Annotated in this window: 23 protein-coding genes and 2 pseudogenes; 13 read left to right on the top strand and 12 right to left on the bottom strand. The window is 70.1% G+C overall.

Translation table 11 applies throughout. From position 1 onward, the window contains the following. Nucleotides 1-201: 201 nt before the first annotated feature. The 4 genes from M2157_RS02485 to M2157_RS02470 are packed head-to-tail and all read left to right on the top strand — an operon-like array spanning nucleotide 202 to nucleotide 4814. Nucleotides 202-1611 carry an extracellular solute-binding protein gene (locus tag M2157_RS02485; RefSeq protein ID WP_280860099.1) on the top strand — a complete coding sequence of 470 codons (1410 nt, stop codon included), beginning with the start codon at nucleotides 202-204 and terminating at the stop codon, nucleotides 1609-1611. After that, nucleotides 1608-2558 (top strand): sugar ABC transporter permease, encoded by a 951-nt coding sequence (locus M2157_RS02480; protein WP_280860098.1) that lies wholly within the window; start codon nucleotides 1608-1610, stop codon nucleotides 2556-2558. The genes M2157_RS02485 and M2157_RS02480 overlap by 4 nt, the downstream gene beginning before the upstream one ends. A gap of 13 nt (nucleotides 2559-2571) precedes the next feature. Continuing rightward, nucleotides 2572-3426, top strand: a complete 855-nt coding sequence (locus M2157_RS02475) for a carbohydrate ABC transporter permease (RefSeq protein ID WP_280864258.1) — start codon at nucleotides 2572-2574, stop codon at nucleotides 3424-3426. After that, on the top strand, nucleotides 3423-4814 hold the full coding sequence (locus M2157_RS02470; protein WP_280864257.1) for a glycoside hydrolase family 32 protein: 1392 nt from the start codon (nucleotides 3423-3425) through the stop codon (nucleotides 4812-4814). The genes M2157_RS02475 and M2157_RS02470 overlap by 4 nt, the downstream gene beginning before the upstream one ends. On the opposite strand, the gene M2157_RS02465 is transcribed toward M2157_RS02470, so the two are convergent. Further along, a complete protein-coding gene (locus M2157_RS02465; protein ID WP_280864256.1) occupies nucleotides 4777-5841 on the bottom strand; it encodes a LacI family DNA-binding transcriptional regulator in 1065 nt (354 codons plus the stop codon). The genes M2157_RS02470 and M2157_RS02465 overlap by 38 nt on opposite strands. Before the next feature lie 403 nt (nucleotides 5842-6244). Further along, nucleotides 6245-6823, bottom strand: coding sequence for a TetR/AcrR family transcriptional regulator (locus tag M2157_RS02460; RefSeq protein WP_280864255.1), 579 nt, complete (start codon nucleotides 6821-6823; stop codon nucleotides 6245-6247). A 93-nt stretch (nucleotides 6824-6916) separates the two neighbouring features. On the opposite strand from M2157_RS02460, the gene M2157_RS02455 reads away from it, so the two are divergent. The 3 genes and pseudogenes from M2157_RS02455 to M2157_RS02445 all read left to right on the top strand — a co-directional run bounded on the left by M2157_RS02455 (nucleotide 6917) and on the right by M2157_RS02445 (nucleotide 8977). Beyond that, a complete protein-coding gene (locus M2157_RS02455; protein WP_280860091.1) occupies nucleotides 6917-7363 on the top strand; it encodes a DUF1772 domain-containing protein in 447 nt (148 codons plus the stop codon). A 272-nt stretch (nucleotides 7364-7635) separates the two neighbouring features. After that, a pseudogene (locus M2157_RS02450) lies at nucleotides 7636-8021 on the top strand (DUF4267 domain-containing protein). Between the two features lie 72 nt (nucleotides 8022-8093). Next, nucleotides 8094-8977 (top strand): annotated as a pseudogene (locus M2157_RS02445) (transposase). A 19-nt stretch (nucleotides 8978-8996) separates the two neighbouring features. On the opposite strand, the gene M2157_RS02440 reads toward M2157_RS02445, so the two are convergent. The 7 genes from M2157_RS02440 to M2157_RS02410 form a co-directional block, all read right to left on the bottom strand. Further along, on the bottom strand, nucleotides 8997-9893 hold the full coding sequence (locus M2157_RS02440) for an aminoglycoside phosphotransferase family protein (RefSeq protein WP_280864254.1): 897 nt from the start codon (nucleotides 9891-9893) through the stop codon (nucleotides 8997-8999). Between the two features lie 351 nt (nucleotides 9894-10244). After that, nucleotides 10245-10421: a hypothetical protein gene (locus M2157_RS02435; RefSeq protein ID WP_280864253.1), complete on the bottom strand. Its 177-nt coding sequence runs from the start codon at nucleotides 10419-10421 to the stop codon at nucleotides 10245-10247. A gap of 256 nt (nucleotides 10422-10677) precedes the next feature. Next, nucleotides 10678-11802 carry a PDR/VanB family oxidoreductase gene (locus M2157_RS02430; protein WP_280864252.1) on the bottom strand — a complete coding sequence of 375 codons (1125 nt, stop codon included), beginning with the start codon at nucleotides 11800-11802 and terminating at the stop codon, nucleotides 10678-10680. 23 nt (nucleotides 11803-11825) lie between these two features. Beyond that, nucleotides 11826-12737: a metal-dependent hydrolase gene (locus M2157_RS02425; RefSeq protein WP_280864251.1), complete on the bottom strand. Its 912-nt coding sequence runs from the start codon at nucleotides 12735-12737 to the stop codon at nucleotides 11826-11828. A 70-nt stretch (nucleotides 12738-12807) separates the two neighbouring features. Next, entirely contained in the window at nucleotides 12808-13746 is a 939-nt protein-coding gene (locus tag M2157_RS02420) for an alpha/beta fold hydrolase (protein ID WP_280864250.1), read from the bottom strand. After that, the gene (locus M2157_RS02415; RefSeq protein ID WP_280864249.1) at nucleotides 13743-14897 is read right to left on the bottom strand and encodes a hypothetical protein; all 1155 of its coding nucleotides are present in this window, start codon (nucleotides 14895-14897) and stop codon (nucleotides 13743-13745) included. Before M2157_RS02415 ends, M2157_RS02420 begins: the two co-directional genes overlap by 4 nt. 4 nt (nucleotides 14898-14901) lie before the next feature. After that, nucleotides 14902-15813 (bottom strand): SDR family oxidoreductase, encoded by a 912-nt coding sequence (locus M2157_RS02410; RefSeq protein WP_280864248.1) that lies wholly within the window; start codon nucleotides 15811-15813, stop codon nucleotides 14902-14904. Between the two features lie 153 nt (nucleotides 15814-15966). On the opposite strand from M2157_RS02410, the gene M2157_RS02405 reads away from it, so the two are divergent. Further along, nucleotides 15967-16608 (top strand): TetR/AcrR family transcriptional regulator, encoded by a 642-nt coding sequence (locus M2157_RS02405; RefSeq protein WP_280864247.1) that lies wholly within the window; start codon nucleotides 15967-15969, stop codon nucleotides 16606-16608. A gap of 502 nt (nucleotides 16609-17110) precedes the next feature. On the opposite strand, the gene dgoD is transcribed toward M2157_RS02405, so the two are convergent. The 3 genes from dgoD to M2157_RS02390 all read right to left on the bottom strand — a co-directional run bounded on the left by dgoD (nucleotide 17111) and on the right by M2157_RS02390 (nucleotide 20268). Beyond that, nucleotides 17111-18256, bottom strand: coding sequence for a galactonate dehydratase (gene dgoD, locus M2157_RS02400; RefSeq protein ID WP_280864246.1), 1146 nt, complete (start codon nucleotides 18254-18256; stop codon nucleotides 17111-17113). 198 nt (nucleotides 18257-18454) lie between these two features. After that, the gene (locus M2157_RS02395; RefSeq protein WP_280864245.1) at nucleotides 18455-19222 is read right to left on the bottom strand and encodes an SDR family NAD(P)-dependent oxidoreductase; all 768 of its coding nucleotides are present in this window, start codon (nucleotides 19220-19222) and stop codon (nucleotides 18455-18457) included. Continuing rightward, the gene (locus M2157_RS02390; RefSeq protein ID WP_280864244.1) at nucleotides 19219-20268 is read right to left on the bottom strand and encodes a LacI family DNA-binding transcriptional regulator; all 1050 of its coding nucleotides are present in this window, start codon (nucleotides 20266-20268) and stop codon (nucleotides 19219-19221) included. The genes M2157_RS02395 and M2157_RS02390 overlap by 4 nt, the downstream gene beginning before the upstream one ends. A gap of 502 nt (nucleotides 20269-20770) precedes the next feature. Here M2157_RS02390 and M2157_RS02385 point away from each other — a divergent pair. From M2157_RS02385 to M2157_RS02365, 5 genes are all read left to right on the top strand, one after another. Further along, nucleotides 20771-22120 (top strand): extracellular solute-binding protein, encoded by a 1350-nt coding sequence (locus tag M2157_RS02385; RefSeq protein WP_348541775.1) that lies wholly within the window; start codon nucleotides 20771-20773, stop codon nucleotides 22118-22120. Beyond that, on the top strand, nucleotides 22117-23160 hold the full coding sequence (locus M2157_RS02380; RefSeq protein WP_280864242.1) for a sugar ABC transporter permease: 1044 nt from the start codon (nucleotides 22117-22119) through the stop codon (nucleotides 23158-23160). The genes M2157_RS02385 and M2157_RS02380 overlap by 4 nt, the downstream gene beginning before the upstream one ends. Then, nucleotides 23160-23981, top strand: coding sequence for a carbohydrate ABC transporter permease (locus M2157_RS02375; RefSeq protein WP_280864241.1), 822 nt, complete (start codon nucleotides 23160-23162; stop codon nucleotides 23979-23981). The genes M2157_RS02380 and M2157_RS02375 overlap by 1 nt, the downstream gene beginning before the upstream one ends. A gap of 98 nt (nucleotides 23982-24079) precedes the next feature. Then, on the top strand, nucleotides 24080-24751 hold the full coding sequence (locus tag M2157_RS02370) for a bifunctional 4-hydroxy-2-oxoglutarate aldolase/2-dehydro-3-deoxy-phosphogluconate aldolase (protein WP_280864240.1): 672 nt from the start codon (nucleotides 24080-24082) through the stop codon (nucleotides 24749-24751). Continuing rightward, nucleotides 24748-25716 (top strand): sugar kinase, encoded by a 969-nt coding sequence (locus M2157_RS02365; RefSeq protein WP_348541774.1) that lies wholly within the window; start codon nucleotides 24748-24750, stop codon nucleotides 25714-25716. The genes M2157_RS02370 and M2157_RS02365 overlap by 4 nt, the downstream gene beginning before the upstream one ends. The last annotated feature ends 27 nt before the right edge of the window (nucleotides 25717-25743 follow it).

The following is a 25743-nucleotide window of genomic DNA, read 5'->3' as shown; positions in this document are numbered from 1 at the left end:
CCCATGAGGGCCCGTGGCGGCTCGTCACGCACGCGAGTGCGGCTCACAACGCGAGGGCGTGAAAATTTCGGCTCATGTGAAACGAGGACTGTAGACCTAACTCGTTAAAGGTCAAGCCTTCCCGACCCCTTGACAGGTCTGCCGCCCGGTTCCCATCATCTGGGGCATCACCCCTGAACTAACACGAGTTAGGCCCGTTTGATGACTGACTCGCACGTCCCCCGCCGCACGCTGCTGCGGTACGGCGCCTACGGGGCCGGAGCAGCCGCCCTGGCCGCGACCGCCGCCAGCTGGGAACGGCTCACGGGAGCCGACATCCCCGGCCGTGACGACGGCTCCCTCGTCGTCGCCACCCTCGGCTCCGCCTTCGACCCGGCCACCGTCGAGGCCCTCACCCAGGGCTTCCACCGGCTCCACCCCGACATCCCGCTGCGGGTGAACGCGGTGCAGGCCGTCGACTGGTCGGACTTCTTCGCGAAGATCCTCACCCAGATCGCCGCGGGCACCGCCCCCGACCTTGTGTACGTGGCAACCGAGGGCGTGCAGTTGTTCGCCCAACGGCTCGGCGTGCCCCTGGACCGCTGGGTGCGGCGGGACGCGGCGGAGCTGCGTGAGTACTTCGCCGACGTCCACCCCTCGCTGGTGGAGTCGATGATGTACGAGGGGAACCTCTACCAGCTGCCGATGGAGTTCAACGCCGCCGACATCTACCTCAACAAGCAGGTGCTGAAACGGGCAGGCGCGGGTTTCCCGGCGGCCGACTGGAGCCGCGACGACTTCACCGCGCTGCTGCGGGAGATGAAACGTGCCGGCGATGCGCACTTCACGCCGTACTTCTGGACCAACCGGCTGTGGGGCGGCGTGATGCCCTGGCTCTTCGCGAACGGCACGAACCTGCTGAAGGAGTCGAAGGCGCCCGGCGGCTCCTGGCTCTGGGACACCTTCTACCCGGCCGCCGACCGGCAGGGCCGCGGCGGAGGCTTCCGTTGGACGACCCCGCAGGCCACCGCCGACCGGGTCGAGGAGGCGTACGACTATCTCGCTTCCCTCGTCCAGGAGAACCTGTGCAGCCGGCCCGAGGGCGGCAACGGCAGCAATCTGGTCGGCGTGTTCTCCACCGGCCGCGTCGGCGTCACACCGGCGGGCGGCTTCTGGGCGGGCGGCCTGCACCTGGCCGGCATGCGGGCCGCCGACTACGACGTGCAGTACTTCCCGCGCTGGCGTACCCAGCGCCACCAGTTCGGCGCGGCGGGCTACGCGCTGCTGCGCACCTCGAAGAAGCAGGAAGCCGCCTGGGAGTTCATCAAGTACGCGGCGCGCAAGGACACCATGACCCGGCTGTTCCAGAGCAACCAGACCACCCCGGCCCGGCGTTCGATGCTGAACGCCGCCCGCTACGCCGCGAGCGGCCCGGCACACTGGCAGGTCTTCTACGACACCCTCGACCGGTTTCCCGACACCGGCCCGATCCCCGCGCCGCCGCAGGTCGCCGAGGTGACCGACGTCCTGCTCAAGTACACCGGCACGGCGCTGGCCTCGCCGCGTGCGGTGGGTCCCGCGCTGCGCCGGATGCAGGGCGACCTGGAGCAGGCCATGGAGCGTGAGGTATGACGAACACCCAGGTCCCGGCCGTACGTCCGCGGCCCGCCACACCACCCGCCGTCGCCGTGCGGCCGTCGGTCCGCGACCGCGGTACCCGGCTGCTGGCCGCGCTGTTCCTGGCGCCCACGGTCGTCGGCATCGTCGTCTTCACGATCGTGCCGATCATCGGGTCCCTCGTGCTGAGCCTGTTCCACTGGAACGTGATCGACCCGCCCCGTTTCGCTGGCGGCGCCAACTACCGCACGACCTTCACGGACTCGACCGTCCTGGTCTCCTTCCGCAACACGCTCCTCTTCATGGTCCTCGCGGTCTCGCTGCAACTGCTGATCGCGCTGGCGCTGGCCCTCGCGCTGAACGGGCGGATGCCGGTGTGGCTGCGGTCGGTGTTCCGTTCGGCGTTCTTCTTCCCGCTGGTGCTGTCCGCCGCTTCGATCTCGGTGGTGATGAAGTACCTGTTCAACCAGGACTTCGGGGTGGTGAACTGGCTGATCGGCCTGGTCGGCGTCGCGCCCGTGCCCTGGCTGACCTCGGAGCACGCGGCGATGGCCACGGTGATCCTGGTCTACGTCTGGCAGCAGTTCGGTTTCTCGTTCCTGCTGTTCGTCGGCGGTCTGAACAACATCCCCAAGGAGATCCACGAGGCCGCCGCTCTCGACGGCGCGACCGGCCTGCGCAAACACCTCGGCATCACGCTGCCGCTGCTGTCGCCGACGCTGCTCGTCGCGTCGGTCGTCGGCATCATCAATGCCCTGCAGGTCTTCGAACAGCCCTACGTCCTCACCGACGGCGGACCCGGCGACGCCACCCGCACCGTGGTGATGGTGATCTACGAGAGGGCCTTCGAGCAGCTCGACTTCGGCGAGGCATCCGCGGTGGGCGTGCTGCTCTTCGTGCTGATCATGGCGGTCACCGCCCTCCAGTTCCGGCTCAGCCGGCGTTTCGTCCACTACCAGTGAGCCGGTGAACCGCATGAGCCAAGCAACCCCGACCCTGAGTCGCGTACGTCACTCACTCAGCCCCTGGGCCCGGATCGCCGCACTGACCGTGTGCGCACTGCTGACGCTGGGCCCGGTCATCTGGACCGTCGCCACCTCACTGCGCACTCCGGCCCAGTCCTTCGACCTGCCCCCGCAGATCATCCCGACGCACCCGACGACCGCGGCCTACCGCGGGGTCTTCCAGCAGATCGACGTGTGGCTGCTCGCCCTGAACTCCACACTGGTGACCGCACTGATCGCCTTCGGCCAGATGATCACAGCCGGCCTGGCCGGATACGCCTTCGCGCGCCTGGAGTTCCGTCTCAAGAAGCCGCTCTTCGGCCTGGTCCTGGCGACCATGATGGTGCCGTTGCAGGTCACCATCGTGCCGGTGTTCCTGGTGCTGAAGTCGATGAGCCTCACCGACACGCTCCTCGGCCTGATCATCCCGGCCTTCCCGACGGCCTTCGGCACCTTCCTGATGCGCCAGTACTTCCTCGGTATGCCGAAGGACCTGGGCGAGGCGGCCATGCTGGACGGCGCGGGGCCCTGGCGGATCTTCCGCTCGGTGTACGCGCCTTTGGCCACTCCCGGCCTGGCGATCGTCGGCGTACTGGCCTTCAACTACCACTGGAACGAGTTCTTCCGCCCGCTGATCCTGGAGACCTCCAGCCAGAACTACACGCTTCCGCTGGGTCTGGTCTCCCTGCAGGGCAACCTCGGCACCGGGTCGATCTCGGTGGTCCTGGCCGGGGTCGTGCTCTCGATGCTCCCCGCCCTCGCCGTGTTCGTCGTCGGCCAGCGCCCTCTGCGCGAGGGCATCACCTCGGCAGGAGTCAACCGTTGAGCAATGACCCCTACGTGCCGCGTTTCAGGGTCCGTCCGCCCGTCGGCTGGATCAACGACCCCAATGGGCCGTTCCGTTGGCGGGACCGCTACCACCTCTTCTACCAACACAACCCCGACGCACCGGTGCACGCGAACGTCCACTGGGGTCATGCCTCCAGCACCGACCTCGCGCACTGGGAGCACCACCCGATCGCGCTCACCCCGACGACCGGCGGCCCCGACGAGGCCGGCTGCTGGTCGGGCTGCGTGGTCGACGACGCCGGCACACCGACCGCCGTATACACGGGAGTCGACCGTGCTCACGCCGGACTCGGCACCATCTGCCTGGCGCGGGCGGCGGACCCGGACGACGAGCGGCTGACCGAGTGGAAGCCCCTGCCGACGCCGGTGGTGGCAGGACCGCCGCCGGGACTGGACGTGGTGATGTTCCGCGACCCGTTCGTCTTCCGCCTCGCGGACAGACGCTGGGCCCTCGTCGGGGCCGGGCACGCCGACGGCACGCCGTCGGTCCTGCTCTACGACTGCGACGACCTGACCGACTGGCGGTTCGCCGGTGTGCTGCTGGATGGCAAGGACCCGGTGGCCGCAGGCGCGTTCGGCGACAAGTCGGTGGGCTGGGAGTGCCCGCACCTGTACCGGACAGCAGGCGGCGACCACGTGCTGGTGGTGTCCCTGTGGGACGGAGATCCCTGCTCCACCGGATACCTGACCGGCCGTCTGCAGGTCGATGGCCAGGGCGCGTTGAGGTTCGTGCCGCGCGCCGGTGGCCGGCTCGACCAGGGGCGGGACTTCTACGCTCCCGCCGTGCTCCAGGAGCCGGACCGCGTACTGCTGTGGGGCTGGTCGTGGGAGGCCCGCCCGCAAGAGGAGGTGCACCGGGCCGGATGGGCAGGCGTACTCACCGCGCCACGGGTCGTCGACATCCACCCCGACGGTTCACTGCGGGTGAGTCCGGCCCCGGAACTCGACCTGCTGCGCCCGGCCGAACCGTTCGTCACCGCGCCGGGCCGGGTTCCGCTTCCCCACACGTACGACCTGACGGTCACCGCATGTGAACCGACCACGGTAAGCCTGCTCCGGGGCGCGGCGGGCCGGGAGCTGACCGTCCGGGCGGACCCTGCTTCGGGGACCGTCGTCCTCGACCGCAGCGCCTGGCCCCGGACCGGCAGGGAAGGCTCCGCCCCGATCACCGTGCACGTGCCCGAGGGGCCGGAACTCACGCTCCGGCTGCTCGTCGACGGCTCGCTCCTCGAACTCTTCGTCGTGGAACGGGCCATGGTCACCGAGCGCGTCTACCGGCGCCCCGGCGACATCGCCGAGCTGGTCGTCGACGGGCCGGGTGCCCGGGTCACCGGGTGGGCGCCGGACCCACGGAGGCGCGGCTGACCACAGGGCAGGCCAGGCGCCGGACCGTCGCGGGCGGCGTACGTCCGGCCTCGATGGCGTCCAGGAGCAGCCGGGCCGCCGCCTCGCCCATCGCCCGGTGCGGCAGCGCGACCGAGGTGAGCGGCGGTGTGAGGAACGCGGCCATGTGCTCCTGGTCGTCGTAACCGACCACGGACAGATCGGCGGGCACATCGATCCCGAGCCGGGTCGCGGCGTGCAGGACACCCGCCGCGACCCGGTCGTTGTAGCACAGGACGCCAGTGGGGCGACGGCCCGGCTCGACCCCGTCGAGCAGGCGCAGCGCCCCCGCGTATCCCGCGGAGATCTCCCCGCCGCCGCGCACGATCCACTCCGCGGGCACGGTGACGCCCTCGGCGCGCAGCGCGTCCCGGAAGCCGCGGGTGCGTTCCACCGAGGCGATGTCGTCCAGACCGCCGATCACGGCGAGCCGGCGGTGGCCCGCACCGAGCAGCAGCCGGGCCGCGGTACGGCCACCAGCGCGCTCGGCAGGGACCACGGCGGGCAGGGAGCCGTCCTCGGGCAGGCAGTTGGCCAGCACCGAGTGGGTGCGGTGCAGGCCCTCGGGGACGCGGACCCGGCGCAATGACATGGCCGCGTAGATGATGCCGTCCACGCGCCGGTCGAGCAGCTCCGCGACGGCCGCGTCCTCCTTGGCCGGGTCACCGCCGGAGTCGACGGTGAGAATGAGATGGTCGCTGCCCCAGGCGGTGTCCATGGCGCCGCGCAGCAGCCGACCGGCGAACGGCGAGGACGCGATCTCATCGGTGACCAGCCCGATCACGGCCGTACGGCGACGGCGCAGACCGCGGGCCACCGGGTCGGGGCGGTAGCCCAGCCGGGCCGCGGCCTGCCGGATACGTTCCTGGGTGGCGGGGGAGAGGTTGCCCTCGGCTCGGCCGTTGAACACGAAGGACACCGCGGTGTGCGACACGCCGGCGAGCCGGGCGACGTCCCGTGACGTCGGGCGCCCGGTGCCCGTGCTCCTGCTCTCCTCGGCACCGCCCACGCCGTCCGCCGCCCTCGCCCAGCCCGTCCCTGTCGATCACCGCCCACCCTATCCGCGGGGAGCGCCACGGCACACGGGAGATCCTCAGGAGGCCGCGGTGTGGGCGTCCGATTTGAACACCGGAGTCCCCGGAGGGCGGGGACCGCTTCGGATGGGGAGCAAGCACGTCATCCGCCGGCGATGCTGATCCACCGTCCCGGTGGAGGGTAGCCGGGCCAGACCGCGCAAGCCGCTCACGACGACCGGGCTGTGGTGGCGGACCTGACCGGCGCCCTCGCTGAAGGTGACGTCCTTGGTCCGGTGGACGGTGTTCTCGATGGCCCGGTGCGCGCGCCCGGGCCGGCCCGGCAGGAAGGCCTGGCGGCTCCGAAGGCCCCGGATGCGTGCCCGCCGGGGCGGTGTGTCAGACGATGGCGAGGCGGTCCACCAGCAGCTTCACCCTCGGCTCGGCGTCCTCGGGCAGCAGGCGGCCCGCGCGGGTCAGGGTTGCAAGGCCGTGCAGGGCCGCCCAGAACACCTCGGTGAACAGTTCCGGTTGGACGCCGTCGCCGGTGACCTCGCCGAGAGTTTCCAGCAGGGCGGCGAAGGCGTCCTTCAACGGCTCGGGGGTGTCCTCCTGCGCGTACGGCAGGCCGCCGTCGAGCTGGAACAAGGCGTCGTAGACCGCCGGGTTGCGTGCGGCGAAGTCGAGGTAGGTGCGGGCCAGGGCGGCGACCCGGGCGCGGGGGCCGTCCGCGGTGGCGGTTGCGGCCCGCACCGCCGTGGCCAGTTCGGCGGCCCCTTGGAGGGCGACGGCGCCGATGATCTCGCGCTTGCCTCGGAAGTGGCTGTAGAGGACGGGCTGGCTGTATTCGATGCGCTCGGCGAGCCGGCGGGTGGTGACTGCGTCCCAGCCCTGCTGCTCGGCGAGTTCGCGGGCTGTCGCCACGATGAGGCGCTCGCGCTCCGCCCGTTCGCGCTGCTTGCGTTCCTGTACCGACATGGATTGATCCTAGCACCGCTAGACAATCGAGCGGCAGCAGTACTAGCGTTGCTTCATCAGCTAGCAACGCTAGTTCGCCACGGAGGGATCCTCATGCTCAACGCACTCGGAGTCGTCACCACCGTCGTCGTCGGCCTGATGGTGGGGGTGGAGTTCTCCGTCGCCTTCATCATGAACCGGATCCTGAACGCGCTCCCCGAGGACAGCGCCCAGCTCGGCCACGCCCACGGCGGCCGGATGCTCGGCACCCTGATGCCGTTCTGGTACATCGGCTCACTCGTCCTCAGCGCGATCTGGGCCGCCGCCGGATGGGACCACAAGGGCGCCGGACTCGTCGCCACCGCCGCCGGTCTGCTGATCGTCAGCGTGGTCATGTCGATGCTGCTACTCGTCCCGATCAACAACCGAAACAGGACCTGGACCCCCGAGAACCGCCCCGCCGACTGGAAGGAGCAGCTGCACCGCTGGGAGCGCTACCACTACGTCCGCGTCGCCGTCATCATCGCCGCCTTCGCCCTGCTCACCTCCGCCCTCGTCTGATACCGCCGCCACCTCGAGATGAGCTGGATCGCCCCTGTATATCGACGGCTTCTGCCCAGTCGGGGCGAGCCCGAGAGGGCTTCGGATTTCTGCGCCCGCGGGCAGGTGCCGCGCCGGTGGCCGCAACATCCCCACTCCTCAGGGCGGTTGCCCACCGAGATCCCGACATCCGCAAATGCAGCTGCCGCGCAGATCGGCCTGATCAGGCCATACGACTCACCGGGCTCCATGAAGCTCACCAAGCTGACGAAGTTTCGCAAGGGCAAGAAACCGTGTCGCTGAAGAAGATCAATACCGTACTGGCCGCCGCCTTCGTCCTCTTCATCCTCTGGTTCGGGACGGAGTTCATCCTGAGACCGGAGACGACGGCGACAGCTTCTTGATCATCAAGGGAATCCGCGACGTCGTCTTGGCACTGGTCCTGGGCATCCTGCTGGTGACGGGCCACCGCCGGGCGCTGGGCTGGGTGCTGCTGGTTGAGGCCCTCGCCGCGTACGGCGACATGACTGCGGTGCTGGCCCACCACGGCTCCGTGGCCACCGCGCTCGGCGTCCACGGCCTGACCGCGACACTGATGGTGGTCAACGGCTTGCTGATAATGCTCGAGACTCGCAAGGTCGCGGCCACTCCGGAAACACCCGCCCCGCAGTCCGCCTAAGGTGCGGATCGGGTAGTGATCAATCCGTGGGTTTCGCCCCGTTCCAGGCCCTGGCCCGGTAGACCGTCGTGCGTGACGCGCCCACAACTGACTGACGAAGAGTGGGAGTTCATCGGGCCACACCTGCCGATCGGCGGGTACGGCCTGTACCCCAAGACTCTGCGGCGGCAGTTCGCCGGCGTGATCTGGCGGTTTCGACCGGCGGGCAGTGGCGGGAGATGCCGAGCGCGTTCGGTGTCTGGGCATCCGTCTCCAACCGCTTCAGCCGGTGGCACGAGGCCGGCGCCCGATGCCCCGATGGAGGACCTGATCGCGGAGGCGGCGAGTCGCGGCGAGATGTCCCCGTTCAGCATTGACTCCACCATCGCAGGCGCCCACCGCGATGCCGCCGGGATGTACCTGGGCCAGTGGGTCTGCACCGCCCTGGAGAAGGCCGCCGCGGAAGAGGAGAAAGCTCGACTAGAGGGGGCAGCCCCGAAGAACAGAGCGGACGCGACGCCGAAGCGGCCGCCGAGCGGGAGGAACGGGGACGGGTTCGGCCGGTGACAGCTCCGCCTGAAGACCGCCTTCTTGGGAGGTTCGCGGGGCGGGCGGACCAGCCAGGTCCACCTCGCCGCCGACCGCAGGTGCCGCCCGTCGGCGTTCGCGTTGATCGCCGGACAGGTGGCTGACAGCCCGCAGTTCATCCCCGGCCCGCGGAAGATGGGGATCCGCGGGTCCGCGGGTCCGTCGGCCGCCCCCGCGCCCGGCCGGACGCCGTCGCGGCGATCCGCCGGCCCGGACCGGCGCCGGCCTCTACAGAGAGAGCAACACCGTCGACCGGCTGATCAACAAGCGCAAGCGCATGGCGGGGCCTCGCCACTCGCTACGACAAGACCCCGGACAGCTACCTTGCCGGTCGTTACCTGAGCGCCTCGATGATCTGGGGCAAGGAGCTCACCGGAGCGATTCGTTGAGCACGACCCGATACGCACCCTAGACGCCCGCCAGGACGCGATCGAGTGCCGCCCGGCCTACGGGTCCCCAGTGCGGCTTGCCGCCGGGAAGACCCCGGTCTCCGTTCTGCCCCATGAGCATGAGGAAGAGGCTCTTCATGGTGGCCAGCCCGCGGGCGCGCCGGATCGCCGCCTCGTCTGCATGCGCGTATGTGTCGAAGAACCGTGAGGCGGCGCCCGTGGGCAGCAACACCCATGCGGCGGCGAGGTCCCAGGCCGGATCGCCGGCGAACATGTCACCGAAGTCGACGATGCCGGAGAGCGTTCCGTCCGAGACGACGACGTTCGCGGGATGAAGGTCGCCATGCACCCACACCGGCGGGCCCTCCCACGGCAGGGCCGCAACGGCGTCGTCCCAGACCGCCCGGACGTCGGCAGCGATGTCGTCGAGGGCAACGGCTTGGAGGAAGTTCTCGAAGCCGTCGGTGCAGTTCTTGGGATGGGCGCCGCGGTCGGTACCGATGGGCGCGTCGGCGGGCGCCTCCACATGGAGCGCCTGCAGGAAGCCCGCCAACGTGTCGGCCGCGTGGTCGCCGCGGCTGATCGAGCCGTGGTCCAGCGGCTCGCCGTCGACCCACGTCATCACGGTCCAGTGCTTGGGGAAGCGCCCAGACGGTTCACCGAACCGCACCGGGGTGGGCACCGGGAGCGGCAGGTGCGGGGCCAGCACGGGGAGCCACCGCCGCTCCTTGAGCTGGAGCTCCGGGGTGGGGTCCATGCGCTGCATGCGCACGGCCAACTCCTCCCCGAGGCGCCACATTTGGTTGCCCCAGCCGCCCGCCACCTCGCGGATGGCCAGCCCCGCAAGGTCTGGATGCTGTTCCTGCAGCAGGTCGCGCACCAGGTCTGCGGTGATCTCGATATCGGTGTCGGTCATGCGAAGTCACAGTACTGAGGCGGCAGGCGGAGCGGCTCTCGCTCTCCGGATCATCTCGCTGTGATTCCTCCGGCACCACCAATTCGGTTTCTGAGAGCTGCAGATCAGGAGATGGCGCCGCTCCAGATGGTGCGGGGCATGGCACAAGCTCCGCAGCGAGTAACTGGGTGCGATTACCGGGTGGGACTCCGCGACGGGACCACTCTCCGCTGGTACGGGGAGCAGTTCAGAGACCTCATCGGAACCGGAACCGACGTGGGACCACGGTTATCTTGGTCGAAAACCCATCTACCAGGGGATTCATCCGTCTGTCAGGCCAACTTCCCACCTGACGCGGAGGCTTGGAAAAGCTCAGTGGGGACTGCCCGTCGACGAGTTGTCGTAGGTACCGTTGGGCTTGGCACGGTATGGGTAGTGGCCGAGTTTCCGGCCGCGCCGCATTCGACGGCCAGCAAGCAGCAGCACGGTGACGATGATCAAGATGAGCAGCGTGACCCCGCTGCCGGCGAGTATCAGTGCCGTCTCCATCGGCTGAGTGTATGAGACAAGGGACGGCGGGTCAGCCGAGATACAGCCCGAAGGGCAGCCAGTCGTACTGGTAGGTGAGGAGGTGCCAGACGCCGACGAGGATTGTGTGCCCTGGCCACGCCTCTCGGAGAAGCGGCTGAGGGCATCGGTCTCTGACGGCGTTCGTAACAGGGACGGGGCAGGGCTCGGTCCGTTGTCGGAACAAGACGCATGCGAGGGCGTCACGCACGACTTCCTCGACGGGCGCTCGGCCGACTCACACCTCCAGCACCAACCGTTCTCCTTCCGGTGCACGCGAGACGCACGGCAGCATGGCGCCGGCCGCACGTTCGGTGGTGGTGAGCCGGCGGTCACGATGATCTACGTGCCCATGGGCCACCCGTACCCGGCAGGTGCCGCAGAACCCCTGGCGGCAGGAGAACGGCACGTCCGGCAGGGCTTCGTGGAGAACGTCCAGGGCGGAGCGGTCGTGCGGTACGGGCAGTACCCGTCCGGTGTCGCCCAGCTGAAGTTCGAAGGGACGGCCGTCCGTGATCGGGGCCGGGGCGAAGCGCTCGAAGTGCAGGGCTGACGCGCGGCTGTCACCGAACGCGCGCCGAACGCCGTCGATCATGGGCGCGGGCCCGCAGCAGTACACAGCACCCGCCGCCGGGCTCACGCTCAGCAGATCGGCTGCTTCGGGCGCGCCCGACTCGTCGTCAGGGCGGATGGAGACCCGGCCGGGGGCTGCGGCTGCGAGTTCGGCCAGCTCTGCCGCGAAGGGCATCGAGCCGCGGCTGCGGCCGGTGTGCACGAGCCTCCAGTCCAGTCCGCGTCGGACGGCTTCCCGGGCCATCGGCAGGATGGGGGTGATTCCGATGCCGCCTGCGATGAGCAGGACGGATGTTTCGGCGGCGAAGGGGAAGGCGTTCCGGGGCCCGGTGACGGCGACGCGCATGCCCTCTCCGAGGGCGCCGTGTACCTCGGCCGAACCGCCTCCGCCGTTCGCGATGCGGCGCACCGCGATGCGGTACCGGTACCGGTCGGCGGGGTCGCCGCACAGAGAGTACTGCCGCTTGCGTCCGGAGGGCAGGTGCAGTTCGATGTGGGCGCCGGGCTGCCAGGGCGGGAGCATTCCCCCATCAGATGACCCATCGGATGCCCCGTCGGGTGCTGCCAGGCGCAGGGAGACGACGTCCTCGGCCTCCTGGTGCTTGGCGGCGACCACCAGCTCCCGGATCACGGGCTCTTCGGAGGTCGGCGGGCGCCGGGGTGGAGTGCTGCGCCGCGCGAGGCGCGTGACCGCGTTGTCGCTGAAAGCCGCCAGCTTCTGCATGAAGGAGTCGCTGCGGGGCCTGCCGTACAGGTCCGGCGGCCGGGTGACGGGTGCGCTGATGTCCATGGGATGCCTCACTGGTCGCCGGGTCATTGGGCAGCCGCTCGGGCAGCGGGGGACGCCGCCAGGTAGGCGACCGCCTGCTGGGTCGAGCCCTCCTGGGTCGGGTGGTAGCCGGGGCGGAAGTAGCGCAGCACCGAGCGGGCGAACGCGCCCGGCCGGGGCAACAGGTCCTTGCGGGCCGCGGCCAGGTAGTAGCGGAAGCGGACCTTGACCCGCTCGTCGAGTTCGGGGTCGGCGCTCATCAGGAAGCGGACTCCGCGGATCCACAGCCGGGTCAGCACCGGAGCGGTGACGAGCATGCCGACCACTCGGCGCCGGTACCGGGGATCGAGGTGCACCAGCAGGTCGAACGCGACCGAACGGTGCTCGACCTCCTCCGCGCCGTGCCAGCGGAACAGATCGAGCATCGCGGGGTCCGCGCCGGCCTGGTCCAGGTGTCCGTTGCTGAGAATCCAGTGACCCATGTACGCGGTGAAGTGCTCGAAGGCCGCTATGAGGGCGAGCCGTTGGAGGAGGTGCGCGTGGGTGGCGGCCGGCGTCAGCTCCGGCCGGTCTCCGAGCACCCTTCGGAAGATCCATTCGGACTGGAGGGTGTACGGAGCCGGGTCCAGCCCCTTGGCGAGCAGGTGCTCCAGGACCCCCTGGTGCGCCTCGGCGTGCATCGCTTCCTGGCCGATGAAGCCGCGTACGTCCTCGCGCAGCCGGTCATCGGTGATCAGCGGCAGTGCCTGCTCGAAGGTGCGCACGAACCAGCGTTCGAGTTCGGGGAGCATGAGGTGGAGCACGTCGAAGGTGTGGGTCGCGAAGGGCTCGCCCGGCAGCCAGTGCAGCGGGGTGGCGCCCCAGTCGAAGGTGACGTCCCGGGGTTGCAGCACCAGGTCGTGGTGGTCGATGGGCTCGGACGGTCGGTGCGGGTGGGCATGTGCGGCTCGGAACATGACAGGTTCCTCCATCAGCGATGGGTGTGGGGGAGGGGCGGTCAGGCAGTTGTCCCGTACTGCTGATCCGTCAGATCGGGTGCGCGGTGTGGTCCGAATCGCGGCGGAAGCTGTCTTCGACGCGCTCGGCGAATTCCGCGATCCGGGACGCGACCTCCTCGGGGTGACTGAGCTGTACCCAGTGCCCGGCGTCGATCGGACGCCGTTGTGTCTGGCCCGTCCAGTGCTCCACTCCGTACGACAGCACCGGGGTGACGCAGAAGTCGCGGCTGGGGATGATGAGTTGAACCGGGACCGTGGTCCGCCGGTCCCGGGGACGCAGCAGGCGGGGCAGCATGTTGGCGCGGTACAGCGCGGTGCCGGACACGGCGTCGCGGGCCAGCGTCGGCGCGGGGTAGGGCGTGTCCCCGGGCATGCCTTGGGAGCCGGTGAGGAAGGCGCGCCAGCGGTGTCCCAGTGCTCTCCAGGTCAGGGCGGGCAGGAGCGGAAGATGGAAGTAGGCGATGTACCAGGACCGTGCGGCCTGCCGCAGCATCTTCGGCAGATCCGGATGCCGCGGCCCGAGGCGGGCACGGATCAGGTGGCCGACGTGGTCCAGGCAGGGTCCCGAGATGGAGGTGAACGAGGCGATCCGCCCGGCCAAGCGGGTGCCGGTGACCGACTCCCAGGAGTGGATCGATCCCCAGTCGTGTCCGACCAGGTGCACCGGCCGGTCGGGGCTCACGGCGTCGAGAACCGCCTCCAGGTCGGCTTCCAGACGGGACATCCGGTAAGCGCGCAGCCCCCTGGGCCGGTGGGAGGCACCGGCTCCGCGCACGTCGAAGGCGGTGACGTGGAAGCGGTCGGCCAGGCGCTCGGCGACGGGGTGCCACACGGCGCTGGTGTCCGGATAGCCGTGGACCAGCACCACCGGAGGAGCCGTGGACGCTCCCCATTGATAGGCGGCCAGCTCCACGCCGTCCGACTCCACGCCGTCCGCGGCGATCCGGCGGGCGGCCGGGCCGGTCATAGGCCACCACCGGCAGAGGTCAGTTCACCGGCAGGGGTCAGTTCGCCGTAGTTCAGACCGCCGTGGAGGAAGCTGGGCAGCACCGGCCACTGCCGTTTGAAGGGGGCCAGCTCCGAGGAGGGCAAGATCTGCAGCCAGCGCGGGTCGCGCCGGCTGGGGTCGGCGAGGGTCTTCTCCTTGACCATGGAGTCGTACTGATCGAGGGAGTCCTCGAGGGTGTTGGCGTTGGGGACCACCTCACGGCCGTAGAACGCGGCGTGGCGGCGCACCCCGGGGATGCGGGAGAGCTCGGGCTGCCAGTTGTCGGCCGAGATGCCGTTCTCGGAGGAGACCCACACCCCGTCGGGGGTGTTCAGCACCAGGGAGTGGTTGCCGTCCGTATGGCCGGGGGTCCACAACAGGCTGACGCCGACACCGAGTTCGACATCCCCGTCGAAGGCGGTGACGCGCTCGTCCGGCACCCCGTCCATGCCTCCGTCGACGTACCAGGCCCACTGCATCGGATGCGTCGATTCGAAGGTGCCCAGCTCCCTTCGGTGCACCAACAGCTGGGCGCGTGGGAACAGCGCTTCGCGGGGCGCCCGTTCGCCGGGAACAATGCTGGTACTTCCCATGATCATGCGCACGTCCTGGACGTGCAGGTGGTCGAAGCTGACGAAGTCCACGTCCTCGGGTCGCAGTCCGCAGGAGGGCAGGACGGTGTTCGGGTCGTGGTAGTAGCGGGCGAAGACGTGCTCGGTGAGAAAGTCTCCCGCCAGCCGCTTGAGCTGGGCGTAGTACGGCGCTCGAGCCGTTCCGGCGGCGACGGTCGGCTCCCACACCAGTGTTTTCGGCTCACCGTCGAAGCCGTCGAACTGCACGACGAGCATCCGGTTGACGATGCTCACGAACGGGTTGACGGCGAGGGCTGCGCCGTGGAAGCCGAACCGGGTCGGGTACGGGGCGGCGGCGATGTCGAAACTGCGGACGGCGTGGATGCGGCCCTGCTGGACGAACCGCTCACGGTAGGTGGCCGCGGCACGGCGCACGGCGCGCAGCCGGTCACCGCGGGGCCATACGTCGTGGACACCGTCGAATTCGGGAATGGGACGCAAAGCGGCGGCGTCCTGGGCCTTCTCCGCGCTGGGCGCCGGCTTGGGCGTGGTGGTCACGGGCTCATCCTTCGGGATGGCGGGCGGTCCGGGTGCGCTGCTCGTAGGCCGCGCGGACCGACCGGTCGGACAGGGCGGCGAGCTGGTCGGGGACAAGGAGGTGATGCAGGGCGTCGCGGGCACGGCCCGGCAGGACCGCGGCCAACCGGGTCAGGGCGGCCACCTGGCGTGGAACGAAGACCTCGAACCGCGGGCGCAGCACGACGTCGAGCACCGCGTCGGCCACCTGATCTGTCGTCAGGCGCCGGGTGGGGCCGGACGCGGTGCCCACGGCCAGGTCGGTGTCCACGACGCCGGGCATCACGAGGGACACGTGCACGCCGGTGCCGCGCAGTTCGGCGCGGACGGCTGTGCTGTAGCCGTGGACGGCGTGCTTCGTCGCCGCGTAGGTCGCCTCGCCGGGCGGGGCGACCTTGCTGGCGGCGGAGGCGATGTTCACCACGTGGCCGTGACCGCGTTTCCGCATCCTGGGGATCACGAGTTTCATCCCACGCAGTACGCCGTGGACGTTGACGTCGAACTGGCGCAGGGCGGCTTCCTCCGGTTCCTCCCCGAAGGGGCCCACCCACATGATTCCGGCGTTGTTGATCAGCACGTCGATCGGCCCCAGCCGGGTCTCGACGGTGCGCAGGAAGTCCTCGAAGGAATGTGTGTCGGTGACGTCGAGAGACAGTCCGAGTGGTCGGCCACCGGGATGCGCGCCGATGGCATCAGCCGCCTCCGTGGCGAGCTCCGCGTCGAGATCGCCGATCGCCACGGCGGCTCCGGCCGCGGCGAGCCGGGCTGCGACGGCACGCCCGATTCCGCGGCCCGCCCCGGTGACCGCGATCACTCGGCCGGTCAGCGGTTGTGTGCGGGGGAGTCTGTCGCGGTCTCGTCGGCCGAACCTGTACGGGTGCCTGGGCGGTGCTGCCACGGTCGAGCCCCTTCCCTGCCCTGAGCATGAGCGGAACGCCGAGGCGGCAAGCGGCCCCCACGCACGTCTGACACGATGCCATGTCAGATGAACTGACAAGCTAGAGTGTCAGTTCAGAGCACACCGGTGTCAACACCTCTGCGAAGGGGAAAAATGACCGGCACACAGGCCGCCGGGCGGCGCTACGGCGGACGCGATGCGGCGCAACGACAGCAGGAGCGCCGCACCCGCCTCGTCCAGGCGGGCCTCGACCTGTTCGGCACGGCCGGATACGCCTCGGTGTCCGTCAAGCAGGTGTGCTCGCATGCGGGACTGACCGAGCGCTACTTCTACGAGTCGTTCCGGGACCGCGAAGACCTTCTCGCCGGGGTCTACAACGAGCTGATCGCTGCGATCACAGCCGAAACCGCGCAGGCCGCAGCCGCTGCCGCACCCGATGTCGACGCCCAACTGCGCGCCGGCCTCGAGGTGTTCATCCGCACACTGGCCGACGACGCCCGCAAGGCCCGCCTGGTGCTCATCGAGGTCGTGGGCGCCAGCCCCCGCCTCGAAGTGCGCCGCCGTGAGGTCCTGCACGAATTCGCCGCGATGGTCGCCGCCGTCGTCGGATCGCTCCCTGGCCCGGAAGGCTCCTCCGGCCGGCTGACCATGACCGCGATGAGCCTGGTCGGCGGGGTCAACGAACTCCTCGTGGACTGGACGCTGGGCCACCAGAACGCCACCGTCGACGAACTGATCGACCTGTCCCACACCCTGTTCATCGCGGCCTACCGAGCCGTCAGCGATCGGCCCTGATCACGCGGCCGGACTCTTTCATGAGCCCTTCTGTACCTGCACCGGACGGCAACTCACGCCCTCTGTTCAACGGCCCGGCGGCCCTGGTTCGATCCGACTGTCGGACGAGCGCCATACCCATGATCCATCCGGAAGCGGCGCAAGGCGATCGGGCTGAGGGGCCGCGAACCATGGCGGGCCCGTCGCGTCGTGGGAGCTGCTGAACGATGGGGGATCACCCATCGCCCGCGCCCCCGCCGGTGCGCGCCTCGGTACCTGGCCCGCGCCGGACCAGACTCCGCCGTTGTCGCTGGGCGCCTGCGAATGCCCAGGCCCGCTGAGTGCCCTGTGTCTCCCGACCGCGGTCACTTTCCGTTTGTTCGCGCGGGGACGCATTCGGCAGGATCGAGTACTGCGCGTCGCCATGACCTGAGGGACGACTCGGGACCCGGGGGCTTGGCGGGTGGATGGCCCGGGCCGGAGGCGGCGGGATGCGGCCGTCCGGCCGGGACCTGCCCACGGGTTACCAGGAGGCCAGTGAGCCGTCCGTGTTGCGCCAGACCGGGTTGCGCCAGCGGTGGCCGCGTTCGGCGGCGGCGCGGACCGCGTCCTCGTCGATGGTGATGCCGAGGCCGGGTGCGGTCGGACGGTGGATGTAGCCGTCGCGGAAGGTGAAGGGTGTGGTGTCGGCGAGGTAGTCCAGTAGTCCGCTGCTGTCGCCGTAGCCGATGCCCAGTGCCTGTTCCTGGATGAGGAAGTTGGGGATCGCGAAGTCGAGTTGGAGGCTGGCCGCGAGGGCGATCGGGCCGAGCGGGCAGTGCGGGGCCACCATGACGTCGTACGCCTCGGCCATCGCGGCGATCCGGCGGGACTCGGAGATGCCGCCGGCGTGGCTGATGTCCGGCTGGGCCACGGCGATGCCGTCGGAGAGGACCGAGCGGAAGTCCCAGCGGGAGTACAGGCGTTCGCCGGTGGCGATGGGGATGGAGGTGGAGCGCACCACGGCGCCGAGGTCCCGGGAGAACTCCGGCAGCACGGGCTCTTCGACGAAGAGCGGCAGGAGCGGCTCCAGGAGGGGCAGTACGCGGCGGGACATCGCCCCGCTGAACCGGCCGTGGAAGTCCAGTGCCAGGTCGCGCTCGGGTCCGATGGCCTCGCGGACCGCGGCCACCCCGTCCACGATGGCGTTGATGGCGGCAGGTGTGGCGAGGGGTTCCAGCTGGCCGCAGGGGTTCAGTTTGACCGCAGTCATGCCCTTGGCGACCTGCTCGGCGGCCGACTCGGCCAGTTCCTCGGGGGTCTCGCCGCCGACCCAGCCGTAGACGCGCACCCGGTCGCGTACGTGGCCGCCGAGGAGCTGGTGGACCGGGACGCCGTGGGTCTTGCCCGCGATGTCCCACAGGGCCTGGTCGATTCCGGCCAGGGCGCTGCTGAGGACGACGCCGCCGCGGTAGAAGCCGCTCTTGGCGAGGACCTGCCAGCGCTCCTCGATCCGGGCCGGGTCCTGACCGACCAGGTAGTCGAACATCTCCTCGACACAGCGGGCGACGGTGTGGGCCTTGCCCTCGACTATCGGCTCGCCCCACCCGGAGACGCCCTCGTCGGTGTCGATGCGGAGGAAGAGCCAGCGCGGTTCGACGAGGAAGAGCTCGTATCCAGTGATCTTCATGGGGTGGGTCTCCGGGTTCTGTGTTCAGTGCTGTGTACGGCCCCCAGACCGGCGGCTCCCCGCGCGGAGGGGGAGGGAGGGTCCGAGGAAGGGTTGCGGGCGTCCGTGCGGCGCGGGCAGTCCGCCGGCGTGCGGCGGTCGGGTCGGAGTGGGACGGGCGTGGCGGTTGGCCGCCCGGTACGGGCGAGGCCCGGCGGCCTACTCCTGGGAGCTGATGCTGCGGCCGCCGTCCACGAGGAGGTTTTGTCCTGTGATGAAGGAGGCGTCCTCGGAGGCGAGGAAGGCCACAGCGGCGGCGATGTCCTCGGGGGCGCCCAGCCTGCCGACAGGTGTGCGTCCGATGGTCTGCACCTTGTACTCCGAGGGCGTCTGGGTCCACAGGGCCGTGACCACGGCTCCGGGCAGGACGGCGTTGAACCTGATCTGTCCGCCGTACTCGACGGCCAACTGGCGCACGAGAGCGTCGATTCCGCCCTTGGCCGCCGCGTATGCCGGGAAGCCCTTGAAGCCGACGGCCGCGTGGACGGACGAGGTGATCACCACCGCGCCCCTGGCCGTCCTGAGCAGCGGCACCGCGGCCCGGACGCCGTAGAACACCGAGTCGAGGGAGAGCCGCAGCTGGTCGTGCCAGCCGGCGTCGTCGAGTTCGTGTGCCGCTCCTGGCAGGTTGCGACCGGCGTTGAGGTGGAGCACGTCGAGGCGTCCGGTCCAGGACTCGGCCTCGGCGACGGCAGCCGCCCACTGGGCCGGCGAGGTGACGTCCAAGGGCAGGTCGCGTGCCTGCCTGCCCTCGGCGCGGATCTCCTCGGCGACGCGATGGGCGCCCTCGACGTCCACGTCGGTGACGAGAACGGACGCTCCCTCCGCCGCCAGGCGGCGGGCGGTGGCCGCCCCGATGCCGGAGGCGGCCGCGGTGAGCAGGGCGGTACGGCCGGTGAAACGTGCCGGTGCGGCGGCGACGGTCATGGCGTTTCTCCTGGTCGTGCTGGTCTGGCCGTGGAAGCGCGCAGCACCAGCCGCGGCTCGGTCGGTACGACGACGTCTCCCGTCGGCTTGCCCTCGATGGTGGCCACCAGTGCGTCCACCGCGGCGGTTCCCAGCTCGTGCAGGGGCATCGCGACGGTGGTCAGCGGGGGATGGAGGTGCGCGGCCACGGGCAGGTCGTCGTTGCCGACCACGGAGACGTCCTCCGGGATCCTGAGGCCGAGGTCCCTGATCGCCGCCATGGCGCCTATCGCCTGGGCGAGCGAGCTGGTGTAGAGGGCGGTGACCGGTGGCCGCCCGTCGCCGTCAGCGGGGCTCAGCAGCGCCCGCGCCGCGGATCCGCCGCCGTCCTCGGTGAAGTCCCCGGAGGCGACCGGAGCGGCGTCGAGCCCCAGTGTGTCGGCGTGCCGCAGGAACGCCTCCTTGCGGACCTCGCTGGGCGTGATCCCGGGAGGGCCCGCGATGTGTCCGACCGCTCGGTGGCCGAGGCCGTGCAGGTGGTCGAGCGCGGTCACGCTGGAGCGGGCGACGTCCATGGTGATGTTGCGGCCGGAGCCCTCGACCGAGCGGTTGAGGAAGACGTGCGGGATCGCGCTGCGGCTCAGCGCGTCCAGCAGGGGGTGGCCGGGACGGGCAGAGGCGATGAGCAGCCCGTCGACCCTGCCCTCCTGTACCAGGTCGTGGAAGGACTCGTCTGCTTCCTGGCCGTCGAAGTCCTCGGCCAGCAGGGACAGATAGCCCAGTTCGCGGGCCCGCTGGTAGGCGCCGCGGGCGATGGTGACGTACGTGGGGTTGGCGAGGGCGGGGATCAGCAGGGCCAGCGCGTGGGTGCTCGCGCCGGCCAGGGCCCGGGCCCCGGAGTGCGGCCGGTAGCCGAGTGCCTCGGCGGCCTCATGGACGCGCTGACGTGTCTCCGGCCGTACGGACAGGTCCTGTCGGCCGTTGAGCACCTTGGACACGGTGGCCTTGGAGACCCCGGCCGCCTGGGCCACATCCACGAGCCTGGCCCGGGCGGGCTGTTCCGGCACGTGCTCCCCCTCTCCGGTGGGCGTTGCCCGGTCCGCGCTGCTGTGGACGGGGGTGACGCGTTTTTGCCTCTTGACACCTTCTGGCGACGCAACCTAACGTTCGCGAAAGTTTCAGTCAACCGGTTTCCTCAGACGGAAATAAGCGATAAGTCTGAGCAGAGCCCTAGAAACGGGTCATACCGAAACAGCAAGATGTCGGCCAGAGTTGACCTCAAGTCAACTGGGCCGGGGGAGTCGCCCTCGGGCTCACCGCACACGCGACCACCGTCGCACCAGCGGTCCCCAGCCATCGGTGTGCGCACCCGTCCACGCAGACGGATGCGCTCGGTCTCGGGTACCTCGCACCACCGCCGAGCGAGCCGGCGTTCCACCGCCGCCGCGCACCTCCGTTCGCTTCCCGCGGTAGTCCCTCCTGCCGCCATGACCCCCGTCGCACGTCCCCGCAGCCGCCGTACGTCTCCCACTCGCGTACGTCACGCACGAAAGGCCTTTAGGCATGCCCATGTCAACGACGACATCCCTCGACAGACGACGCTTCCTCGCCGTCTCCGCCGGAACCGCGCTCGCCGCGACCGGCCTGTCCGCCTGCGCCGGCACCGCCGGCAACAGCACGGGCGGAACGGGGAGCGGTAAGACGACGCTCACCGTGATGACGGTGCAGAACGAGTGGCCGGACAAGAAGGCCCTCAAGGCCGCCGAAGAGGCGCTGGGGATGAACCTCAACGTCATCATCTGGGACCCCACCAAGCTCAACGCCATGCTGGCCGCCAAGAACCCGCCGGACGTGGTCCGTGGCTTCGGCGCGACCGAGACCCCGTACTTCGCCGCTCGCGGCCTGATGACCGACCTGGACTCGTACTTCGCCAAGAGCTCGGTGCTGAAGGCCTCGGACCTCGACCCGGTCAACGACGTGTGGCGCTACGACGGCAAGAAGCAGGGCGCCGGCCCGCGCTACGGCATGGCCAAGGACTACTCCCAGGACTCCATGTTCTGGTACCGCACCGACCTGTTCGAGGCCGCCAAACTGGACGCGCCGAGCGCGACCGAACCGATCTCCTACGACGAGTGGCTCGACCTGGGCAAGAAGCTGGTCAAGCGCCGTCTGGGCAAGGTCAAGGTGTACGGCCTGAACGCCACCGGAATGGGCGTCTTCCCGCAGCTCATGGGCATGACCGCCTCCGCCGGCGGCAGCTTGTTCGCCGAGGACCTGGCCACCGTGGACTTCTCCTCCCCGGAGGCGCTCAAGGCGCTGCAGTGGTATCTGGACTACGCCAAGGCCGACATAGGCCCCAGCGTCAGCAACCCCAACCCGGACGGCTGGGACGGCCCCACCTACCAGGCCAACCGCATGGCGATGAGCTGCAACGGCTACTGGTTCGGCGGACTCATCGGCGGTGACCCCAAGCTCGCGGCAGTCTCCCGCTTCGCGCCCGCCCCGCAGCTCGGCAGCCATCGCGTCAGCTCCTGCTTCGGCGCCACCGGCTTCTGGATCCCCAGGGACGCCAAGAACAAGGAAGCGTCCTGGAAGTTCTTCGAGTGGTACTTCGGCGGCAAGCCCGCCCAGGAGCGCGCGGCGAGTGGCTGGGGCATCCCCTCCCTGACCTCGCTGCGCTCGAAGATGCCGCAGACCAGCGCCTTCCAGAAGCAGGCCTTCCAGGTGCAGGAGCAGGAGCTGCCGCACTTCTCGGTGCTCAGCTTCACCCCCTACGCCCAGCAGGCCGCCCTGGAGGGCGTGCTGAGCAAGGTCCTGCCGGGCGCCTTGAAGTCCGGAACCCCGGCGGGCAAGGTCGCCGACACGCTCAACTCCCGGATGAACGAGCAGCTCGCCCAGGGCAAGGAGCTCGTGGGGTGAGCACCGAACAGATCACCGCGCCGGGCGCGCCGTCCCCCTCCGGGGAGACGGCCGCCCGGCCCGGGCCCCGGGCCGGCGCGCCCACCGGCCGCGGGCGCGGCTCGCTCACCACCCGCCGCGCCTTCTCCTTCTACGTGTTCGCCGGACCCTGGGTGCTGGGCTTCCTCGCCCTGACGGCCTTCCCGCTCGGCTACGCGCTGTGGCTGAGCCTGACCAACTCCGACGGGCTGTCGAACAACTCCCGCTTCGTGGGCCTGGCCAACTACCGGGAGGTCCTCACCGATCCGGAGACGCTGTCCTCGCTGGCCCGCACCGGCGTGTTCACCGCGATCACCGTGCCGCTGACACTCGCCGCGGGGCTGCTGCTGGCGGTACTGGTCAACCAGCCGATCAGGGCACGAGGACTGTTCCGCACCCTGCTGTACCTGCCCGCGGTCGTCCCACCGGTCGGCGCCGCCCTCACCTTCAAGCTGATCTTCGACCGGGACTCGGGCGCCGCCAACGGTTTCCTGGACGCCCTGAACATCGACGGCGTGAGCTGGCTGATGGACCCCTACGCCCGCTGGGTCCTGATCACCCTGACCCTCTGGGGCGCCGGCAACGCCATGATCGTCTCGCTGGCGGGATTGCAGGACGTGCCCAAGGAGCTGTACGAGGCCGCCCGCATCGACGGGGCCAACACCTGGCAGACCTTCACCCGGATCACCCTGCCACTGCTTTCCCCGGTGCTGTTCTTCCAGGTCATCACCGGCATCATCGCCGCCGTACAGAGCTTCCTGCCACTGCTGATCTCCCTCGACCCCACGCCCAGGGGCGTCACGTCGGTACCCGAGGGCAACTACCTGTTCATGATCCACGTGTTCGCCCAGTACTTCGCCAACGGCCGCTACGGATACGCCTCCGCGATGCTCTGGGTGCTGTTCCTGATCATCATCGCGATCACCTTCCTGGTCTTCAAACTCAGCAAGGGCGCGGTCTTCTACGCCGTCGACCCGGAGCCGGACAAGACGTCCCGGCCGCGCACCCTCGGAGGCAAGTGATGGTGTTCCGCCGCACAAGTGCCGTCTACATGCTGCTGGTCGGCGCCCTCGTCCTCTTCCTGGGCCCCTTCGCCTGGCTGCTGGACACCGCTCTGAAGGCCCCCGACGAGCTGCGCGCGCTGCCCATCCACTGGTGGCCGCACCACCCCAGCCTGAACAACTTCCGGGACGCGCTGACCCAGATCGACTACTTCGGCTACGCCCGCAACTCCTTGACGATCGCCACTCTGTACGCCGTCCTGGTCACCCTGGCCTCGGCATGGGCGGGCTACGGATTCGCCCGCCTCAACGCGCCCGGCAAGCGGCTCATCTTCAACGTGCTGCTGTCGACGATGATGCTGCCGCAGATCCTCACCCTCATCCCGACCTATCTGCTGTTCGCCAAGCTGCACCTCACCAACACCTACGTGCCCTGGGTGCTGTGGGGTCTGTGCGGCGCCCCGTACCTGATCTTCCTGTTCCGGCAGTTCTTCTCGAACATGCCCAAGGAGCTGGAGGAGGCCGCGATCATCGACGGCTGCGGGCAGTTCCGTATCTTCTGGCGCATCTTCCTGCCGCAGTCCTGGCCCGTCATCGCCACCAGCCTGATCCTTTCCTTCAGCTGGACCTGGGGCGACTACATCGCGCCCGCCCTGCTGCTGGACGACGCCCACACCACGCTCGCGGTCAAGCTCGCCTACGGCTACGTCAACGAGCACGGCTCACCGCTGGGGAACCTGGTCGCCGCGGGCGCGGTGATGTACGTCGTCCCGGTGCTGGCCCTGTTCCTGATCGTGCAGCGGGGCTTCGTCGCCGGCGTCGCCACCTCCGGCCTCAAGTGACCCGCGTCTGACTCACGTTCACCAACGCACCCCGCTGCAAAGGAACTTCGTATGACCGACAGCCAGGCAACCGCCAAGTCCCCTGCGGCGGTGGGGGCATGACAGAGCGTCCCGCCCTCACCCCGCAACTCGGCCGGACCCGGGTCATGGCCATCCTCAGGTCGACCGACGCCTCCGGGCTGCCCGCGGTGGCCCGGGCACTGGCGGCCGGCGGCGTCACCTGCCTGGAGGTCACCCTCACCACCGCCGGAGCGCTCGACGCGCTGACCCGCATCCGGGCGGAACTCGGCCCCGACGTCGCGGTCGGCGCCGGCACCGTGATCACCGGCGGCCAGGCCCGGGACGCCCTGGCGGCGGGAGCGGAATTCCTGGTCGCCCCTGTCGTGGACACCGCCGTCATCCGGCACGCGGCGGACCGTGGCATCCCGTGTTACCCGGGCGCCTGGACACCGACCGAGGCGTGGCAGGCGTGGCAGGCGGGCGCCGCCGCCGTCAAGCTCTTCCCCGCGAGCACGGGCGGACCTGCCCACCTTCGCCAGCTACGAGCACCCCTGCCCGACATCCCGCTCGTCGCCGTCGGCGGAGTCGGCATCGACGAGGCACGGGCCTACCTGGACGCGGGGGCCTGCGCGGTCGGCATTGGCTCCCCGCTGCTGCGCGGGGCGGACCGGGACCCGACTGCGCAGGCACTGGACGCCCTCACCACGAGGGCGCGCACCCTGCTGGACGCGGTGGGGGACACCGTACGGGCTGGGGGGACGAACACGTGAGCAACCCTCAGCCCCCGCCCCGCGAGCCCTACCTCGTCACCCTCGGCGACGTCCTCGCCGTCATGGCTACCCGCAACCCCGGCCCGTTCGCGCTCGGCACGACCCTGCGCCTGGGGATCGCCGGCGCCGAGTCCAATGTCGCCGTCGGCGTCAGCCGTCTCGGCGGATCCGCCACCTGGATCGGCCGGGTGGGCGACGACGAACTCGGCGACCTCGTGCTGCGGGAGCTACGGGCCGAAGGGGTCACCACCGTCGCCGCGCGCGACCCCGCACCCACGTCCCTGCTGCTGAAGGAACGCCGTACCTCCACGCACAGCCGTACGCGCTACTACCGCACCCACACGGCCGGCGCGCGGCTGACCGCCGACGACATCCCCGAGCACCTTGTCGCCGGAGCCGCGGTCCTGCACATCACGGGCATCACGCCGGCACTCGGGGAGGGGCCGGCCGCGGCCGTGACCCGGGCTGTGGACATCGCCGCCGCCGCCGGAGTCACCATCTCCCTGGACGTCAACTTCCGATCACTGCTGTGGAGCGAGGCCGAGGCCCGCTCGGTCCTGCGGCCCCTGCTGTGCCGGAGCGACCTGGTCTTCGCCGGACCGCAGGAGGCCGCTCTCGTCGTGCCCGGGGCGTACGGACCGGAGGAACTCGCCAAGGGCATCTGCGACCTCGGACCCGCCGGAGCGGTGATCAAGCTGGGCGAGGAAGGCGCGTACGCCCTCCTCGACGGACAGCCCCACCGGCAGCCCGCCGTACCGGTCCGCGTCCACGACACGGTGGGTGCGGGAGACGCGTTCGCCGCCGGGTACCTGGCCGAACTGCTCGCGGGGGAGCCCCCGGAGCGGCGGCTGCGGACCGCCGCCCTGCTCGGCGCCTTCGCGGTGAGCACCGCCGGCGACTGGGAGGGCCTGCCCCGGCGCTCCGAACTCGGACTGCTGGACCACCACGACGACATCGTCCGCTAAAACCCGCCTTCCACCCGCCCCGTTCGA

Origin of the sequence: Streptomyces sp. SAI-127, from assembly GCF_029894425.1 — a bacterium.
Classification (GTDB): Bacteria; Actinomycetota; Actinomycetes; order Streptomycetales; family Streptomycetaceae; genus Streptomyces.
Note: the sequence above shows the minus strand (reverse complement) of the source record. Positions and strands in the feature narration are given on the sequence as shown.

What these genes read in the sequence shown, in the direction of transcription:
- M2157_RS02485 (WP_280860099.1), top strand. Translation starts at nt 202, where the DNA reads ATGACTGACTCGCACGTCCCCCGCCGCACGCTGCTGCGGTACGGCGCC.
- M2157_RS02480 (WP_280860098.1), top strand. Translation starts at nt 1,608, where the DNA reads ATGACGAACACCCAGGTCCCGGCCGTACGTCCGCGGCCCGCCACACCA.
- M2157_RS02475 (WP_280864258.1), top strand. Translation starts at nt 2,572, where the DNA reads ATGAGCCAAGCAACCCCGACCCTGAGTCGCGTACGTCACTCACTCAGC.
- M2157_RS02460 (WP_280864255.1), bottom strand. Translation starts at nt 6,823, where the DNA reads ATGTCGGTACAGGAACGCAAGCAGCGCGAACGGGCGGAGCGCGAGCGC.
- M2157_RS02455 (WP_280860091.1), top strand. Translation starts at nt 6,917, where the DNA reads ATGCTCAACGCACTCGGAGTCGTCACCACCGTCGTCGTCGGCCTGATG.
- M2157_RS02440 (WP_280864254.1), bottom strand. Translation starts at nt 9,893, where the DNA reads ATGACCGACACCGATATCGAGATCACCGCAGACCTGGTGCGCGACCTG.
- M2157_RS02435 (WP_280864253.1), bottom strand. Translation starts at nt 10,421, where the DNA reads ATGGAGACGGCACTGATACTCGCCGGCAGCGGGGTCACGCTGCTCATC.
- M2157_RS02430 (WP_280864252.1), bottom strand. Translation starts at nt 11,802, where the DNA reads ATGGACATCAGCGCACCCGTCACCCGGCCGCCGGACCTGTACGGCAGG.
- M2157_RS02425 (WP_280864251.1), bottom strand. Translation starts at nt 12,737, where the DNA reads ATGTTCCGAGCCGCACATGCCCACCCGCACCGACCGTCCGAGCCCATC.
- M2157_RS02420 (WP_280864250.1), bottom strand. Translation starts at nt 13,746, where the DNA reads ATGACCGGCCCGGCCGCCCGCCGGATCGCCGCGGACGGCGTGGAGTCG.
- M2157_RS02405 (WP_280864247.1), top strand. Translation starts at nt 15,967, where the DNA reads ATGACCGGCACACAGGCCGCCGGGCGGCGCTACGGCGGACGCGATGCG.
- dgoD (WP_280864246.1), bottom strand. Translation starts at nt 18,256, where the DNA reads ATGAAGATCACTGGATACGAGCTCTTCCTCGTCGAACCGCGCTGGCTC.
- M2157_RS02395 (WP_280864245.1), bottom strand. Translation starts at nt 19,222, where the DNA reads ATGACCGTCGCCGCCGCACCGGCACGTTTCACCGGCCGTACCGCCCTG.
- M2157_RS02385 (WP_348541775.1), top strand. Translation starts at nt 20,771, where the DNA reads ATGTCAACGACGACATCCCTCGACAGACGACGCTTCCTCGCCGTCTCC.
- M2157_RS02375 (WP_280864241.1), top strand. Translation starts at nt 23,160, where the DNA reads ATGGTGTTCCGCCGCACAAGTGCCGTCTACATGCTGCTGGTCGGCGCC.
- M2157_RS02370 (WP_280864240.1), top strand. Translation starts at nt 24,080, where the DNA reads ATGACAGAGCGTCCCGCCCTCACCCCGCAACTCGGCCGGACCCGGGTC.